General features: G+C 67.7%; 14 protein-coding genes. 4 read left to right on the top strand and 10 right to left on the bottom strand.

Features of this window, described 5'->3' with window-relative positions:
* Window positions 1-2: 2 nt before the first annotated feature.
* The gene (locus tag AC3A6P_RS20845) at window positions 3-1229 is read right to left on the bottom strand and encodes a phosphoglycerate kinase (RefSeq protein ID WP_487693623.1); all 1227 of its coding nucleotides are present in this window, start codon (window positions 1227-1229) and stop codon (window positions 3-5) included.
* Entirely contained in the window at window positions 1230-2252 is a 1023-nt protein-coding gene (gap, locus tag AC3A6P_RS20840; RefSeq protein WP_487693622.1) for a type I glyceraldehyde-3-phosphate dehydrogenase, read from the bottom strand.
* A gap of 163 nt (window positions 2253-2415) precedes the next feature.
* Here gap and ligD point away from each other — a divergent pair, with 163 nt between their 5' ends.
* A complete protein-coding gene (gene ligD / locus AC3A6P_RS20835) occupies window positions 2416-3282 on the top strand; it encodes a non-homologous end-joining DNA ligase (RefSeq protein WP_487693621.1) in 867 nt (288 codons plus the stop codon).
* On the opposite strand, the gene whiA is transcribed toward ligD, so the two are convergent.
* The 8 genes from whiA to AC3A6P_RS20795 all read right to left on the bottom strand — a co-directional run bounded on the left by whiA (window position 3279) and on the right by AC3A6P_RS20795 (window position 11242).
* Window positions 3279-4256, bottom strand: a complete 978-nt coding sequence (gene whiA, locus AC3A6P_RS20830) for a DNA-binding protein WhiA (protein ID WP_487693719.1) — start codon at window positions 4254-4256, stop codon at window positions 3279-3281. The genes ligD and whiA overlap by 4 nt on opposite strands.
* A complete protein-coding gene (locus AC3A6P_RS20825) occupies window positions 4253-5296 on the bottom strand; it encodes a gluconeogenesis factor YvcK family protein (protein ID WP_487693620.1) in 1044 nt (347 codons plus the stop codon). The genes whiA and AC3A6P_RS20825 overlap by 4 nt, the downstream gene beginning before the upstream one ends.
* Window positions 5297-5315: 19 nt before the next feature.
* Window positions 5316-6224, bottom strand: coding sequence for an RNase adapter RapZ (rapZ, locus tag AC3A6P_RS20820; protein WP_487693619.1), 909 nt, complete (start codon window positions 6222-6224; stop codon window positions 5316-5318).
* Window positions 6221-8254 (bottom strand): excinuclease ABC subunit UvrC, encoded by a 2034-nt coding sequence (gene uvrC / locus AC3A6P_RS20815; protein ID WP_487693618.1) that lies wholly within the window; start codon window positions 8252-8254, stop codon window positions 6221-6223. The genes rapZ and uvrC overlap by 4 nt, the downstream gene beginning before the upstream one ends.
* Before the next feature lie 63 nt (window positions 8255-8317).
* Window positions 8318-8782, bottom strand: a complete 465-nt coding sequence (locus tag AC3A6P_RS20810) for a PH domain-containing protein (RefSeq protein WP_487693617.1) — start codon at window positions 8780-8782, stop codon at window positions 8318-8320.
* Complete coding sequence (gene ribH, locus AC3A6P_RS20805; RefSeq protein WP_487693718.1) at window positions 8779-9234, bottom strand: 6,7-dimethyl-8-ribityllumazine synthase; 456 nt, start codon at window positions 9232-9234, stop codon at window positions 8779-8781. Before ribH ends, AC3A6P_RS20810 begins: the two co-directional genes overlap by 4 nt.
* Before the next feature lie 20 nt (window positions 9235-9254).
* Window positions 9255-10541 carry a bifunctional 3,4-dihydroxy-2-butanone-4-phosphate synthase/GTP cyclohydrolase II gene (locus AC3A6P_RS20800; protein WP_487693616.1) on the bottom strand — a complete coding sequence of 429 codons (1287 nt, stop codon included), beginning with the start codon at window positions 10539-10541 and terminating at the stop codon, window positions 9255-9257.
* 89 nt (window positions 10542-10630) lie between these two features.
* Window positions 10631-11242, bottom strand: coding sequence for a riboflavin synthase (locus AC3A6P_RS20795; RefSeq protein ID WP_487693614.1), 612 nt, complete (start codon window positions 11240-11242; stop codon window positions 10631-10633).
* 134 nt (window positions 11243-11376) lie between these two features.
* Here AC3A6P_RS20795 and AC3A6P_RS20790 point away from each other — a divergent pair, with 134 nt between their 5' ends.
* From AC3A6P_RS20790 to AC3A6P_RS20780, 3 genes are all read left to right on the top strand, one after another.
* On the top strand, window positions 11377-12081 hold the full coding sequence (locus tag AC3A6P_RS20790) for an LppX_LprAFG lipoprotein (RefSeq protein ID WP_487693612.1): 705 nt from the start codon (window positions 11377-11379) through the stop codon (window positions 12079-12081).
* Complete coding sequence (locus tag AC3A6P_RS20785) at window positions 12081-13727, top strand: MFS transporter (protein ID WP_487693611.1); 1647 nt, start codon at window positions 12081-12083, stop codon at window positions 13725-13727. The genes AC3A6P_RS20790 and AC3A6P_RS20785 overlap by 1 nt, the downstream gene beginning before the upstream one ends.
* 118 nt (window positions 13728-13845) lie before the next feature.
* Window positions 13846-15096 carry a hypothetical protein gene (locus AC3A6P_RS20780; protein WP_487693610.1) on the top strand — a complete coding sequence of 417 codons (1251 nt, stop codon included), beginning with the start codon at window positions 13846-13848 and terminating at the stop codon, window positions 15094-15096.
* Window positions 15097-15230 lie beyond the last annotated feature (134 nt).

Raw genomic sequence — 15230 nt, 5'->3', positions numbered from 1 at the left:
ATCTAAGACTCCAGTACTTGGATGCCGGGCAGGTCTTTGCCCTCGAGGTATTCCAGCGACGCCCCGCCGCCGGTGGAGATGTGGGAGAAGCCGTCCTCGGGCAGGCCGAGTTGGCGCACCGCGGCAGCCGAATCGCCGCCGCCGACAACGCTAAACGCACCTTTACGGGTGGCCGCGATGATCGCCTCGGCGACGCCCTTGGTGCCCGCCGCGAACGCCGGGAACTCGAACACACCCATCGGTCCGTTCCAGAACACGGTCTTGGCGTTGGACAGCAGGGCGGTGAAACGCTTCACCGACTCCGGGCCGATGTCCAGCCCTATCTTCCCGTCGGGAATCCGGTCGGCGGCCACGGTCTCCGGCGGCGAATCCGCGGCGAACTTCTCCGCCACCACGATGTCGACCGGCAGGTGGATCACGTCGCCGTAGTCCTCGAGCAGTTTGCGGCAGGTGTCGATCATCTCTTCCTGCAGAAGTGAACTGCCCACCGAAACCCCTTGCGCGGCAAGGAAGGTGAAGCACATGCCACCGCCGATGATGAGACTGTCGGCCTTGGTGGCCAGATTCTCGATCACCGCGAGCTTGTCGGAGACCTTGGAGCCGCCCAGCACCACGGCGTACGGGCGCTCGGTCGAACTGGTCAGCTGCCGCAGCACCTCGACCTCGGTGGCCACCAGGCGACCGGCGTAGTGCGGCAGCACCGTCGCGACGTCGTACACCGACGCCTGCTTGCGGTGCACCACACCGAAACCGTCGGAGACGAAAGCCGCCGGATTTCCGCCCGGGTCATCCACCAGTTCGGCCAACGCCTTGGCCAGCTTGAGCCGCTCGCTGTCGTCCTTACTGGTCTCACGCGGATCGAAGCGGATGTTCTCCAGCAACAACACGTCGCCGTCGGTCAGGCCTTCGGCGCGGGCCAACGCGTCGGTGCCCACCACATCGGCGGCCAGCTGCACGTGCCGGCCCAGCCGCTCGCCGAGTGCGGCAGCCACCGGCGCCAGCGAGAACTTCGGATCCGGCTCGCCTTTCGGACGCCCCAGGTGGGCCGTCACGATCACTTTGGCGCCCGCGTCCGACAACGCTTTCAGCGTGGGTGCCGAAGCGATGATCCGGCCCGGATCGGTAATCTGACCGTTGTCGTCGAGGGGGACGTTGAGGTCGGAGCGCACCAGCACGCCCCGACCTTCGACGCCCTCGGCCAGCAGGTCGTCAAGCGTCTTGACGGCCATCTACAGCGACTTACCGACCAGGCCGACCAGGTCGACGAGGCGGTTGGAGTAGCCCCATTCATTGTCGTACCAGGAGACGACCTTGGCCTGGTTGTCGATCACCTTGGTCAGGCCGGAGTCGAACAGCGAGCTGTGCGGGTCGGTGACGATATCGCTAGAGACGATGGGGGCGTCGTAGTACTTCAGGATGCCCTTGAGCGGTCCCTCGGCGGCCGCGGAGAACGCGGCGTTGATCTCGTCGACGGTCGCGGACTTCGAGAGTTCCGCGGTCAGGTCGGTCACCGAACCCGTGGGGATCGGCACCCGCAGCGCGTAGCCGTCGAGCTTGCCCTTGAGCTCCGGCAGCACCAGGCCGATGGCCTTGGCGGCGCCGGTGGAGGTCGGGACGATGTTGACGGCGGCGGCGCGGGCGCGACGCAGATCCTTGTGCGGCCCGTCCTGCAGGTTCTGGTCCTGGGTGTAGGCGTGGATCGTGGTCATCAGACCCTTGACGATGCCGAACTCGTCGTTGAGCACCTTGGCCAGGGGGCCGAGGCAGTTCGTGGTGCACGAGGCGTTGGAGATGATGTTCTGGCTGCCGTCGTACTTGTCGTCGTTGACGCCCAGCACGATGGTGATGTCCTCGTCGCTGGCCGGCGCCGAGATGATGACCTTCTTGGCACCCGCGTCGAGGTGGCCCTGCGCCTTGGCGCGGGCGGTGAAGATGCCGGTGGACTCGACCACGACGTCGACACCCAGGTCGCCCCACGGCAGCGCCGCCGGTCCTTCTTTGACCTCGAGCGCCTTGAGCTTGTGGTCGCCGACGACGATGGTGTCATCACCTTCGAGGCTGACGTCGTACGGCAGCCGGCCCAGGATGGAGTCGAACTTCAGCAGGTGGGCCAGTGTGGCGTTGTCGGTGAGATCGTTGACCGCGATGATCTCGATGTCGGTGTTCTTGCCCTCCGCCTTCTGCGCGTCGAGTGCGCGGAAGAAGTTGCGTCCGATACGGCCGAAGCCATTCACGCCTACCCGGATGGTCACTTGTCTCTCCCTAGGTCCGCTTCGTGTAGTGCTCGGCAGTCAGCCTAGTAGTGCGCCAACATCGCTGTGCGAGTTGGTCGCCTAGAAGCCGGCGTAGTTTGACGCCGGCGAAAGTGATCCCCCCGACAAAGCCGGGTATCCGCCCCCTGTGATCGTCGCGAGGGTGGACATATCCAATCCGGACAAAGAGCTGTTCACGGACGGCATCACCAAGCTCGGCCTGGCCAAGTACTACCAGTCTGTGGCCGCCACAATGGTGCCCTACCTGGCCGAACGCCCCATCAGCATGCAGCGCTTCCCGGACGGGATCTCGGCTTCGGGCTTCTATGAGAAGAAGGCGCCGGCGCATTTCCCGCCGTGGATCGACACGATCAAAGTCGAGACCGCCGACGATGTGCAGTGCCAGGTGGTGATCAACGATCAGCGCTCACTGGTCTATCTGGCCGACCAGGCTTGTATCACCGTGCACACGTGGCTCAGCCGGGCACGCGCGTTGGACTCCCCCGATCAGCTGATGTTCGACCTGGACCCGTCGACCGACGACGTCGATGCGGTGCGGCGGGCCACCGCCATGACCGGTGAGCTGCTGGACCAACTCGGGTTGACGTCATTCGTCAAGACCACCGGATCACGCGGGTACCACGTCGTGGTGCCGCTGCGTCAGCGTGAGAGTTTCGACGAGACGCGGGCATTCGCGCGTGACGTGGCCGACGTGCTGGTGCAGCGGGCACCCGATCTGCTGACCACCGAACAACGCAAGGCGGAGCGCGGCGACAAGGTGTACATCGACATCGCCCGCAACGGTTACGGCCAGACCGCGGTACCTCCGTACGCGGTGCGGGCCCGGCCGGGCGCACCGGTGTCCACACCCATCGAGTGGTACGAACTCGACCGGGTGAACCCAGATGAATTCACCATCAACACGATCCTGAACAGGTTGTCGCGCCGAGGTGATGCCTGGCACGGAATGCGCCGCCGCGCCCACGGATTGGACCGGGCCCGCGACAAGCTGGCCCGCCTGCAGACCTAACTGTCTTCAAGCAGGTCGGGGGTGACCGCCGACTCGGTGTCGGGGATACCGTCCTGCTTTGCTTTTCGGTCAGCCATCGACAGCAAGCGCCGAATACGGCCTGCCACAGCGTCTTTCGTCATCGGCGGATCAGCCAGTCGGCCCAGCTCCTCCAACGAGGCCTGCCGGTGCTCGACGCGCAGCTTGCCTGCCGACGCCAGATGGCTCGGCACCGAATCACCCAGGATCTGCAGCGCGCGCTCCACTCGGGCCGCCGCCGCCACCGCAGCGCGCGCCGAACGACGCAGGTTGGCGTCATCGAAGTTCGCCAACCGGTTGGCCGTGGCGCGCACCTCCCGGCGCATGCGGCGCTCTTCCCACGTCAGCCGGGTGTCCTGCGCCCCCATCCGGGTGAGCAGAGCGCCGATGGCTTCGCCGTCGCGGACCACCACCCGGTCGGCCCCCCGCACCTCGCGCGCTTTGGCGCTGACGCCGAGGCGTCGCGCGGCGCCGACGAGGGCCAGCGCCGCCTCCGGACCCGGGCAGCTGACCTCCAGGGCCGACGACCGGCCGGGCTCGGTCAGCGACCCGTGCGCCAGGAACGCGCCGCGCCATGCCGCTTCGGCGTCGGCGACGCTGCCACCCACCACTTGAGCGGGCAGGCCGCGCACGGGGCGGCCCCGCAGGTCCAGCAGTCCGGTCTGGCGAGCCAGCGCCTCCCCGTCTTTGGCGACGCGCACCACGTAGCGGGTGCTCTTGCGGATTCCGCTGGCCGACAACACGTGGACCACGGCGTTGTACCCGTAGAGATCGAAGATGTCCTTGCGGAGCCGGCGCGCGATGATGCCGAGGTCCACCTCGGCTTCGACGACCACCCGGCCGGAGACGATGTGCAGACCCCCGGCGAAACGCAGCAGCGATGCCACCTCGGCCCGCCGGGCGCTCACCGAATTGACCACGAGTCGGCTCAGCTCGTCTTTGACCTCGGCCGTCATCGCCACGGATCGTCACCTCTCGGTCCATTCAGGTTTGCTCCATCCACACCGGGAGCCGTCGTTGGCGTGGTCGGTGCCACCGGGTCGCCCCCTCGTACCGAGACGCCTTGCAGCGCCGCGGCGAGCTTCGCCGGATCATGTAAAGGTGTACCAGGTCGGGACACGTCAGCGAACTGAACTCGAGCATCAAGTGCGTTTGCGGTGCGCTGGAGTTGCTGGCGTTCGCGTTCGCCGCGGACATTGCCGGCGTCGACGATGATGTCGTGCACGGTGAAGTCGGGAGCATGCTGGCTCAGCACGTGCAGGTGCCGCTCGGCGGAGAAGCCGGCCGTCTCCCCCGGTTCGGCGGCCAGGTTCAGCACCAGTGCCCGACGTGCGGTGGTGGCACGCAGCGCCGCCGCCAGGTCCGGCACCAGCACGTGCGGGATGACGCTGGTGAACCAGGAACCCGGTCCCAGCACCACCAGGTCGGCGTTCATGATCGCGTCGATGGCCTGTCGCGTCGCGGGCGGATGACCCGGCAGCAGCCGCACCCGCCGGACTTTGCCGGGAGTGGTGGCGATGGCGACCTGGCCGCGGATCACCCGGCTCATCCGCGGATCCGACTCCAGCCCGGCGACATCGGCTTCGATCTGCAGCGCGATCGGGCACATCGGCAGCACCCGCCCCTTGACGCCCAGGATCCGGCCCACCTCGTCCAGGGCCGCCACCGGATCGGCCAGCACCTCGTTCAGGCCGGCCAACAGCAGGTTGCCGATGGGATGGCCGGCCAGCGCGCCGCTGCCGCTGAACCGGTGCTGGATGATGGTGGCCCACAGCCGACCGTGCGGACTGTCAGATGCCAACGCCGCCAAGGCCATTCGCAGGTCACCTGGCGGCACGATGTCGAGTTCGCTGCGCAACCGGCCCGACGAGCCGCCGTCGTCGGCCACCGTGACCACCGCGGTGACGTGGGCGGTCAGCCGCCGCGCCGCCGACAGCGTCGCGTACAGCCCGTGGCCGCCCCCCAGGGCGACGATGCGCGGGTTCGCCGAATTCATCGGCCGCTCGTCACGGATGTCATTCGCGCCCCAGGTCCCGGTGCAGCACCCGCACCGAAGTCTGCTCACCGCCGGACAGCCGGGCCGCCAGCGCCTCGGCAATGGCGACACTGCGGTGTTTGCCGCCGGTGCAGCCGATGGCGACGGTCATGTAGCGCTTTCCCTCCCGGCGATAGCCTTCGACTACCAGGCCCAGCAGCTCATGGTAGGTCTCCAGGAACTTCTCCGCGCCCGGCTGACCCAGCACGTAGTCGCGCACCTTGGGGTGCTGGCCCGAGTGCGGTCGAAGGTCGTCTACCCAATGCGGATTGGGCAGAAAACGCACATCCATCACCATGTCGGCGTCCATGGGCAACCCGTACTTGAAGCCGAACGATTCCACGGTGACCGCTGTCAGCGGGACGGTTTCCCCGCCGAAGGCCTGCTCGATGCTGGCGCGCAGGGCCGGCACCGGCAGGCTGGACGTGTCGATCACCAGGTCGGCGCCGGCCCGCACCGGTGCCAGCATCACCCGTTCGGCGGCGATCCCCTCGGCCAGCGTGAGCCCCGCCTGCAGCGGATGGCTTCGGCGGTTCTGCTCGTAACGGCGCACCAGGATGTCGTCGGAGGCCTCCAGGAACAGCACCTGCGGGGTGATACCGCGGGTGGCCAACTCGCTGCGCACCGCGTCGAGGTCACCGGTGAATCCCCTGGACCGGGCGTCCATGACCACCGCCAGTTGGGTGATCCGCGATCCCGCGGCCAGGCCGAAGTCGACCATGCGGGCGATCAACTCGGTCGGCAGGTTGTCCGCCACGTACCAGCCCAGGTCTTCGAGCACCTTGGCCGCTGTCCCCCGGCCGGCTCCGGAAAGCCCCGTCACCAGCACCACATCTATGCCGGGATCGATACCTCTACCCGGTTCTTGTTCGTCTGTGTTGTCCGTCATCCCCACACCCGTTGCCCGGTGTCATCATCGCTCACCTGCGCCTCCGGCGGGGCTGTCTCGGCGACAACGATTCCGGCGACCGGCTCATCAGCCTCCGGCACCACCCCCAGCGCCGCGAGCACAGCCGTCGCGGTGGTCACCCCGATCCCCGGGACGGCGGTGATCTCCTCCACCGATGCCTGCTTGAGTTTGGCCACCGAACCGAAATGCGTGACCAGCGCCTTGCGCCGATGCTCACCGAGCCCCGGGATGGCGTCGAGGGCGGAGGCGGTCATCCGCTTGGACCGTTTGCTGCGGTGGAAGGTGATGGCGAATCGGTGCGCCTCGTCACGGACCCGCTGCAGCAGGTACAGCCCTTCGCTGGTGCGCGGCATGATCAGCGGGTCGGGCTCGCCCGGCACCCAGACCTCCTCGAGCCGTTTCGCCAGACCGATCACCGCGACGTCGGTGACCCCGAGATCGTCGAGGACGGCTTGCGCGGCGTTCACCTGGGGCGCGCCCCCGTCGACCACGTAGAGGTTGGGCGGGTAGGCGAACTTGCGCGATTTGCCCTCGGGGGCGAGTTCCTGCGGTTCCTGGCTGTCCTTGAGATGACGCCAGAACCGGCGGCGGGTGACTTCCGCGATGGAGGCCACATCATCGGAGCGACCGTCGCCGGCGGCCTCTTTGATCGAGTAGTGCCGGTAGTCCGATTTACGCGGTAACCCGTCTTCGAAGACCACCAGTGAGGCCACCACATCGGTGCCCTGCACATGGCTGATGTCCACACACTCGATGCGCAGCGGCGCATCGGCCAGCCCGAGAGTGTCCTGAATGGCTTGCAGCGCAGCCGATCTGGCGTTGAAGTCACCGGCCCGCTTGAGCTTGTGCTGCTGCAGCGCCTCCTTGGCGTTGCGTTGCACGGTCTCGGCCAGGGCCTTCTTGTCGCCGCGTTGCGGCACCCGCAGAGTCACTCTGGACCCACGCAGCCCGGACAGCCAGCTCGACAGCTCGTCGTAGTTCGGCGGCAGGCACGGCACCAGTACCTCGCGCGGTACGGGGTTGGTGGCTTCGTCTGCGGCACTGCCCAATTCGGCTTGTTCGCCGTAGAACTGGGTGAGGAACTGTTCCACCAGCTGTGCGTGGGAGCCGCCGTCCGCATCGTCGGGTTCGCCGGCTTTCTCGACCACCCACCCGCGCTGGCCGCGGACCCGGCCACCGCGCACGTGGAACACCTGCACGGCGGCTTCCAGATCGTCATCGGCGAACGCCACCACGTCGGCGTCGGTGCCGTCACCGAAGACCACCGCCTGCTTCTCCATCGCCCGCCGCACCGCGCCCAGGTCGTCGCGCAACCGGGCGGCGCGCTCGAAGTCCAGCACCTCGGCGGCCTCGTTCATCTGGCTCTCGAGCTCCCGCGCGAAGCGGTCGGTCTTGCCGGACAGGAAATCGCAGAAGTCCTCGACGATGGTGCGGTGCTGCTCGGCGCTGACCCGGCCCACACACGGCGCCGAGCACTTGTCGATGTAGCCGAGCAGACACGGACGGTCGATCTGTTTGTGCCGCTTGAACACTCCGGCCGAGCAGGTGCGCGCCGGGAACACCCGGGTCAACAGGTCCAGAGTCTCGCGAATGGCCCAGGCGTGTGAGTAGGGGCCGAAGTAGCGCACCCCTTTGCGGCGGGGCCCGCGGTAGACGTACAGCCGGGGGTACTCCTCGCCCAGGCTGACCGCCAGCACCGGGTACGACTTGTCGTCGCGGTAGCGGACGTTGAACCGGGGATCGAACTCCTTGATCCAGTTGTATTCCAGCTGCAGCGCCTCGACCTCGGTGTTGACCACCGTCCACTCCACCTTGGCGGCCGTGGTGACCATCTGGCGGGTACGCGGATGCAGGCCGGAGACGTCGGCGAAGTACGAGTTCAGACGGCTGCGCAGGCTCTTGGCCTTGCCGACGTAGATGACGCGTCCGTGCGCGTCGCTGAACCGGTAGACCCCCGGTTCCACCGGGATGGATCCCGGGGCTGGCCGGTACGTCGATGGATCAGGCACTGCACCAGCCTAATACCGAGGGGTGACGTGACCGGCGTCGCTTCGGGGCCCGGGCGGCGGGGTTCAGTGGCGCGGACCGGCTTGGTGTTGATACTTGTCGAGCATCACACGTACGTCCTCCATGGCCGCCACCGCACGCTCCTTGTCGACCGCCTGGATGGCCATCAGCGGGATGTACTCGTCGTCGGGCAGGTCCACCCGGGCCCACCGGGCGCCCTGCGGAAACGACACCCCCACCACATCGGACCACGGAATCAGCTTGTCGTTCACCAGGTTTCGCACCGAGAGGCCGGCGGCACCGATCCGCAGGCGGGGCCGGGCGAACAGCAGCACGACGCCCGCGATCACCACCCCGACGAGCGCGATGCCCACCTGATCGGCGGTCTGGAAGATCACCCCGCTGGACCCCACCTTCAGCAGGAACCCCACCACGATGTGCGCGGCGGCGATGAGGAACGCCGCCGCGTAGGCGAAGTACGGCGTCAGGTGGGGACGGACCGTGAGCTCCCACTCGGAGGGACTGGTCACGACGCCGTTCGCAGATCGCGCAGCAGCAGCGCGGTGGCCAGTGCGGCGGCCGCGGCCTGGGCGCCCTTGTCCTCGGCCGAGCCCGGCAGCCCGGCCCGGTCGATCGCCTGCTCTTCGTTGTTCACCGTCAGCACGCCGTTGGCCACCGGGGTCGAGGCATCCAGCGAGACCCGCGTCAGGCCTTGGGTGACGGCATCACAGACGTACTCGAAATGCGGCGTGCCACCGCGGATCACGACGCCCAGCGCCACCACCGCGTCGTAGCGGCGGGCAAGTTCCTGCGCCACCACCGGAATCTCGATGGCACCGAGAACGCGGACCACCTTGGGGTTGTCGACACCACCGGCTCGGGCCACCCGCAGCGCGCCTTCCAGCAGCGCGTCACACACGGTGTCGTGCCACGTGCTGGCGACGATCGCCAGCGACAATCCCGAGGCGTCCAGCTCGGGCATGTCCGGGACGCCGGTACCACTCACAGGGCTCCCCCGAAATCGCCCGGCAGCGGCATGTCTTCGCTGAGCTCGGAGAAGTCGTCCAGGCCGGCCAGGTCGTGACCCATCCGGTCCCGCTTGGTCATCAGGTACCGGATGTTCTCGGCGTTGGCCCGCACCGGAAGCGGCACCCGTTCGATGATGTGCAGCCCGTACCCGTCCAGGCCCACCCGTTTGGCCGGGTTGTTGGTCAGCAGGCGCATCGACCGGATTCCCAGGTCCACCAGGATCTGCGCGCCGATGCCGTAGTCGCGGGCGTCGGCGGGCAGGCCCAGTTTGAGGTTGGCGTCCACGGTGTCGGCGCCCGCGTCCTGGAGCTGGTAGGCCTGCAGTTTGTGCATCAGGCCGATACCGCGGCCCTCGTGGCCGCGCATGTAGAGCACGACACCGCGGCCCTCGCGGGCCACCATCGCCATCGCCGCATCCAGCTGCGGGCCGCAGTCGCACCGGCGTGAGCCGAACACGTCACCGGTCAGGCATTCGGAGTGCACCCGGACCAGGACGTCGTGGCCGTCGCTGTGGGGGCCGGCGATCTCACCACGGACCAGCGCGACGTGCTCGACGTCTTCGTAGACACTCTTGTAGCCCACCGCCCGGAACTCGCCGTGCCGGGTGGGGATACGCGCTTCGGCGATCCGCTCGATGTGCTTTTCGTGTTTGCGCCGCCATTCGATGAGGTCGGCGATCGAGATCAGTGCCAGTTCGTGTTCGTCAGCGAAGACCCGCAGCTCGTCGGTCTGCGCCATGGCGCCTTCGTCTTTCTGGCTGACGATCTCGCAGATGGCGCCGGCGGGCTGCAACCCGGCCAGCCGCGCCAGATCCACGGCGGCTTCGGTGTGCCCGGGCCTGCGCAGGACGCCACCGTCCTTGGCGCGCAACGGCACCACGTGACCGGGCTTGGTGAATTCGTCGGCGGTACTGCCCGGGTCGGCCAGCAACCGCATCGTGGTGGCCCGGTCCGAGGCCGAAATGCCGGTTCCCACACCCTTTTTGGCGTCGACCGTGACGGTGTAGGCGGTCTGGTGCTTGTCCTGGTTGACCGCGTACATGGGCAGCAGGCCCAGCTTGTCGCAGATCTCGCCGTCCAGCGGCACACACAGGTAACCGGAGGTGTAGCGGACCATGAACGCCACCAACTCCGGGGTCGCTTTCTCGGCGGCGAAGATCAGGTCGCCTTCGTTCTCGCGGTCCTCATCGTCGATGACGACGACGGCCTTGCCTGCCGCGATGTCGGCGATCGCCCGTTCGACGGGATCGAGCCTCGTCATCTATGCCACCTTAGAAAAGAACTGGCGGTTCCCACCGGAACCACAGATTTCACTGCTGCCGATCAGTATGAACCACTATTCCCGGTCACTTATTGCCCGCTCCGGTCCATCAGTCGCTCGACATATTTGGCGATCACGTCGACCTCCAGGTTCACCGGCGTTCCGACAGGTGCCTCACCCAGTGTGGTGAGCTGGCGTGTCGTGGGGATGAGGGACACCTCGAACCAGTCCTGGTCGGAGTCCCGACCCAGGGCGGACACGGTCAGTGAGATGCCGTCGACGGTGATGGACCCCTTCTCCACCACATAACGCGCCAGGGTGTCCGGCAACCCGATCCGCACCACTTCCCAGTGCTCGGACGGGGATCGGGAGATCACCGAGCCGGTGCCGTCGACGTGGCCCTGGACGATGTGGCCGCCCAACCGGCTGTTGACGGCGGCGGCGCGTTCGAGGTTGACCCTGGACCCGACACCCACCTGCGCCAGGCTGGAGCGGTTGAGCGTCTCGGCCATCACGTCGGCGCTGAACTCACCGCCCGGCAGCACCTCGACGACGGTCAGACACACACCGTTGACGGCGATCGAATCCCCGTGGCCGGCGTCGGAGGTCACGACGGGCCCACGGATCACGAAGCGCGCCGCATCGGTCAGATCGTCTTTGCCGACGACCTCGCCCAGTTCTTCGACGATTCCGGTGAACACCGCACCAGGCTATCTCTGACGCAGGCGCGGGTCACACGCGCTTCCCCGCCGGAGAAGCTGGCGGCGGGGCCGCTCCACCGCAACGCGCGTTGTCAGAGAACAGCGAGAACAAGGGCACCCTTTACGATGCACCTATGCAGACCCCCCGCCTCAACAAGGCCACGAGAATGCTTGCCGCCCTGGGCGCAGCCGCGGTGCTGGTCGCCGGCTGCTCGTCCTCGGACACCTCCACCGAGAACCTCCCGGACGCCGCCGAGCTGCTGCAGCAGTCCAGCCAGACCACCAAGGGCCTGCAGAGCGCCCACCTCGACATCACCGTCACCGGCACCATCGAGGGCCTGCCGCTGAAGACGCTGACCGGAGATCTGACCAATGTGCCGGCCACGGCGGTGCAAGGTCAGGCGACCATCAGCATGGGGGGCTCGGACGTCGATGCCGGGTTGATCGTCATCGACAACATCCTCTACGCCTCGCTGACCCCGGACAGCTGGCTCGACCTCGGCCCCGCCGCCGACATCTACGATCCGTCCACGATCTTGAATCCCAACGGCGGCTTGTCGGCGATGCTGGACAGCTTCACCGAGCCCACCTCCGAGGCCGCCGAGAACGTCAACGGTGTCGACACCGTGAAGGTCTCCGGCAAGGTCAGCGCGGATTCGGTCAATGCGCTGATCCCGCAGCTGAAAGCCACGGAAGCCATCCCGGCCTCGGCATGGATCGAAAAGGACGGCGACCACAACCTGGTTCAGGCTCAGCTCGATCCGAGCGACGGCAACTCCATCCAGGTGAAGCTGTCTGAGTGGAACAAGCCGGTCACAGTCACCAAGCCGCAGGTCTGATGCGCGCGGGAATCCGGCCCGGACCCGCCGTAGGCACCAACCGCAGCATCGCCATCGGTGCCGGCGGGCTGGCCGTCCTGCTGGGTGCCCTCGACACCTATGTGGTGATCACCATCATCCGCGACATCATGACCGATGTCGGGATCCCGCTGAACCAGCTCCAGCGGGTGGCGCCGATCATCACCGGCTACCTGGTCGGGTACATCGCGGCGATGCCGCTGCTGGGCCGGGCGTCCGACCGGTTCGGGCGCAAACTGCTGATCCAGGTGGGTCTGGCCGGTTTCGCCGTCGGCTCGGTGGTCACCGCGCTGTCGACGGATCTGACGATGCTGGTGATCGGCCGCATCATCCAGGGCTCGGCCAGCGGTGCGCTGCTGCCGGTCACCCTGGCGCTGGCCGCCGACCTGTGGGCCGAACACAAGCGGGCCGCGGTACTCGGTGGTATCGGCGCCGCACAGGAACTCGGCAGCGTGCTGGGCCCGCTCTACGGCATCGGGCTGGTGGCGCTGTTCGCACACTGGCAGGCGGTGTTCTGGGTCAACGTCCCGCTGGCCCTGCTGGCCATGGTGATGATCCATTTCAGTGTTCCCGGGAAACAGGACAGCGAGGGTCCCCCGGTCAGAGTCGACGTCGTCGGCGGCGTGCTGCTGGCGGTCGTGCTGGTTCTCGTGGTGTTCGGCCTGTACAACCCCGAGCCCAGTGCCCGGGAGGTGGTCCCCACCTGGCGACTGTGGCTACTGGCCGGCGCGGTCGTCGTGGCCATCGCGTTCTTCGCCTGGGAGCGGTACGCACGTACCAAACTGATCGACCCGGCCGGGGTGCGGTTCACGCCGTTCCTGGCGGCCCTGGCCGCCTCGTTCGTCGCCGGCGCCGCCCTGATGGTCACGCTGGTCAACGTCGAACTCTTCGGCCAGGGCGTGCTGGCGCTCGACCAGAACGAAGCCGCGTTCCTGCTGATGCGGTTCCTCATCGCCCTGCCGATCGGCGCCCTGCTCGGCGGCTGGCTGGCCACCCGGTTCGGTGATCGGCTGGTCACCTTCCTCGGCCTCATCATCGCCGCCGGCGGCTACTGGCTGATCTCGCACTGGCCGGTCGATTTGATGGCCGCCCGGCACGATCTCGGCCTGTTCACCGTGCCGGTCCTGGACACCGACCTCGCGATCGCCGGGTTGGGTCTCGGCATGGTGATCGGACCGCTGACCTCGGCCGCACTGCGGGTGGTTCCGCCGGTCGAACACGGCATCGCATCGTCGCTCGTGGTGGTGGCCCGGATGACGGGCATGCTGGTGGGTGTCGCCGCCCTGTCGGCGTGGGGCTTCTACCGCTTCAACATCATCCTCGCCGAACTGCCCAAGCCGCCGTCCGGCAATCTCCTGGAGACGGCCGCCGCGGTCCAGGCCAACTACAAGCTGGCCTTCGCGATGCAGTACGGCGAGATCTTCGGCATCACCGCCATCGTCTGTGTGGTGGGCGCGTTCGTCGGCCTGCTGATCGCGGCGAAGAACGCCCATCCGAAGAGCGGGCCAGGCGACTCGACCGGCCAACCGGCGGCGGACGACACCGACACTCAGGTGTTCTCGGTGCCGGTCGATCCGCCGACGGTGCAGATTCCCCGGCAGAACCCGCGTGGCCGGCACGCCCGCTGACCAACAGGTTGGTTTGCCCGGCGGGGACCTTGAGTCGATGACCTCCGCCATGACCAGCACGCCCGCTGGGACAGGCCCGGCGGCGGCCACGAGCATCGTTTGCTAGTGTTGGCCGTCTATGGCCGGCTACGCACCCCGTCGCGGCGGGATCGAGACCGTACGGGTTGCAGCTCTGGACGTGGCGCACAGCCACCGCAGATCGACGGTGGTCGTCGGGCCGTTGCGGTTGCCCCCGCTGGACGAGCTGAACCACCGGTTCGACGCCATGGCCCGCCACGGCGCCGGCACCCGCCTGAGCCTCGATCCGTCCACCCGGTCGTCCCGGTGGCGGCTGGCTCCCGGTCCGGGTCCCGCGGTGGTCGAGACACCGCCGCTGCCGCCCGGCGGTGACCCCACCACGCTCGTCGCGCGAGTCCGTGCGGCGCACGACCAGCGCGGCGTCGCCGTCATCACCGCAGGTGACTACCTCGCCATCGATTTCAGCCACGGCCTCGGTGAGGTCTTCTTCATCCATTCGCTGCTGGATTCCATGCTCGGCGCCAACGACCCGGCGGACCCCGCCACGTGGTCCAGGTATCAGCACCGGCTCTCGCCGCTGCTCGTCGCGGCGTCACGCACCTTCGCGCGGAACCCGCGCAAGATCGCCGAACTGGCCGCGCTGCAGCGACGACGCCCCCGGCCGGCGGCTCCACCGGCGTCACCCGGCCCCCCGCACCCACCCACCCCCACCACACGGTCGGTCGGTCTTCCTGCAGATGTCGTGGCCGGGGTGCGCCGTCACCGTGATGCTGCCCTGCCCGGGATGAGCCTGGTCGCACTGTTCACGCACGCCCTGTGGACGGCATTGGGCCAAGCCGGGGTGGCGATGGACCCAATTGTGAAGGTGCCGTTCGACGCTCGCCGCTATCTGCCCCCCGACCGCGACACCCTGGCGACCTTCTCCGCCGGTCTCGACTTCGAAATCACCGGTGGCCCCGGACAATTGACGGCAGCGATGAAAGAGGCCGCGCGCAGCGGCCGACCCGTGGCCAATCTCGTGCTCGGCACTGTGGCCGCCCGCCGCAGACTGTGGAGACACGATGATGCACACCGCGTTCCCGGTCCGGCCCCAATTCAGTTGTTGCACTCCAATGTCGGCGATATCCCGAGGACCGACAGCTGGCCCTTCACCGACCGGTACCAGGCCCGACTTCTCGTCGCCAGTGACCCGGCCGACACCAATGCGGTCACGGTGACGTCGGCCACCACACTGGGCAACATGTGGTTCACGGCGGAGTTCCACAGCAGTGCCATGGACCCCGATCTGGTGGCCGCGGCCTTGCGCTCAGTGGCTGAGCGAGCCGCTTCTGATTCGCTTGCTGTAAATTAGGGTAGCTGTATTTAGATTCATCTGAATCGACGTGCCCAATCGCGCTTTACTTCGCGCCCTTGCCTCGGAGCCCTATTCCTGTGCCTGGATCCGCTACCGCCGGTGTCGACCGCACCAGCCTCGCCTCATTGACC

The organism is Mycobacterium sp. Soil_C_30, assembly GCF_057656995.1.
The sequence above is the reverse complement of the archived record's forward strand: the minus strand, read 5'-3'. Positions and strand labels throughout refer to the sequence as shown.

Coding starts and splice junctions, on each gene's coding strand:
- ribH (WP_487693718.1), bottom strand. CDS start 9,234: ATGCCCGAGCTGGACGCCTCGGGATTGTCGCTGGCGATCGTCGCCAGC.
- AC3A6P_RS20825 (WP_487693620.1), bottom strand. CDS start 5,296: ATGAATTCGGCGAACCCGCGCATCGTCGCCCTGGGGGGCGGCCACGGG.
- AC3A6P_RS20790 (WP_487693612.1), top strand. CDS start 11,377: ATGCAGACCCCCCGCCTCAACAAGGCCACGAGAATGCTTGCCGCCCTG.
- rapZ (WP_487693619.1), bottom strand. CDS start 6,224: ATGACGGACAACACAGACGAACAAGAACCGGGTAGAGGTATCGATCCC.
- AC3A6P_RS20780 (WP_487693610.1), top strand. CDS start 13,846: ATGGCCGGCTACGCACCCCGTCGCGGCGGGATCGAGACCGTACGGGTT.
- AC3A6P_RS20845 (WP_487693623.1), bottom strand. CDS start 1,229: ATGGCCGTCAAGACGCTTGACGACCTGCTGGCCGAGGGCGTCGAAGGT.
- whiA (WP_487693719.1), bottom strand. CDS start 4,256: ATGACGGCCGAGGTCAAAGACGAGCTGAGCCGACTCGTGGTCAATTCG.
- AC3A6P_RS20785 (WP_487693611.1), top strand. CDS start 12,081: ATGCGCGCGGGAATCCGGCCCGGACCCGCCGTAGGCACCAACCGCAGC.
- AC3A6P_RS20800 (WP_487693616.1), bottom strand. CDS start 10,541: ATGACGAGGCTCGATCCCGTCGAACGGGCGATCGCCGACATCGCGGCA.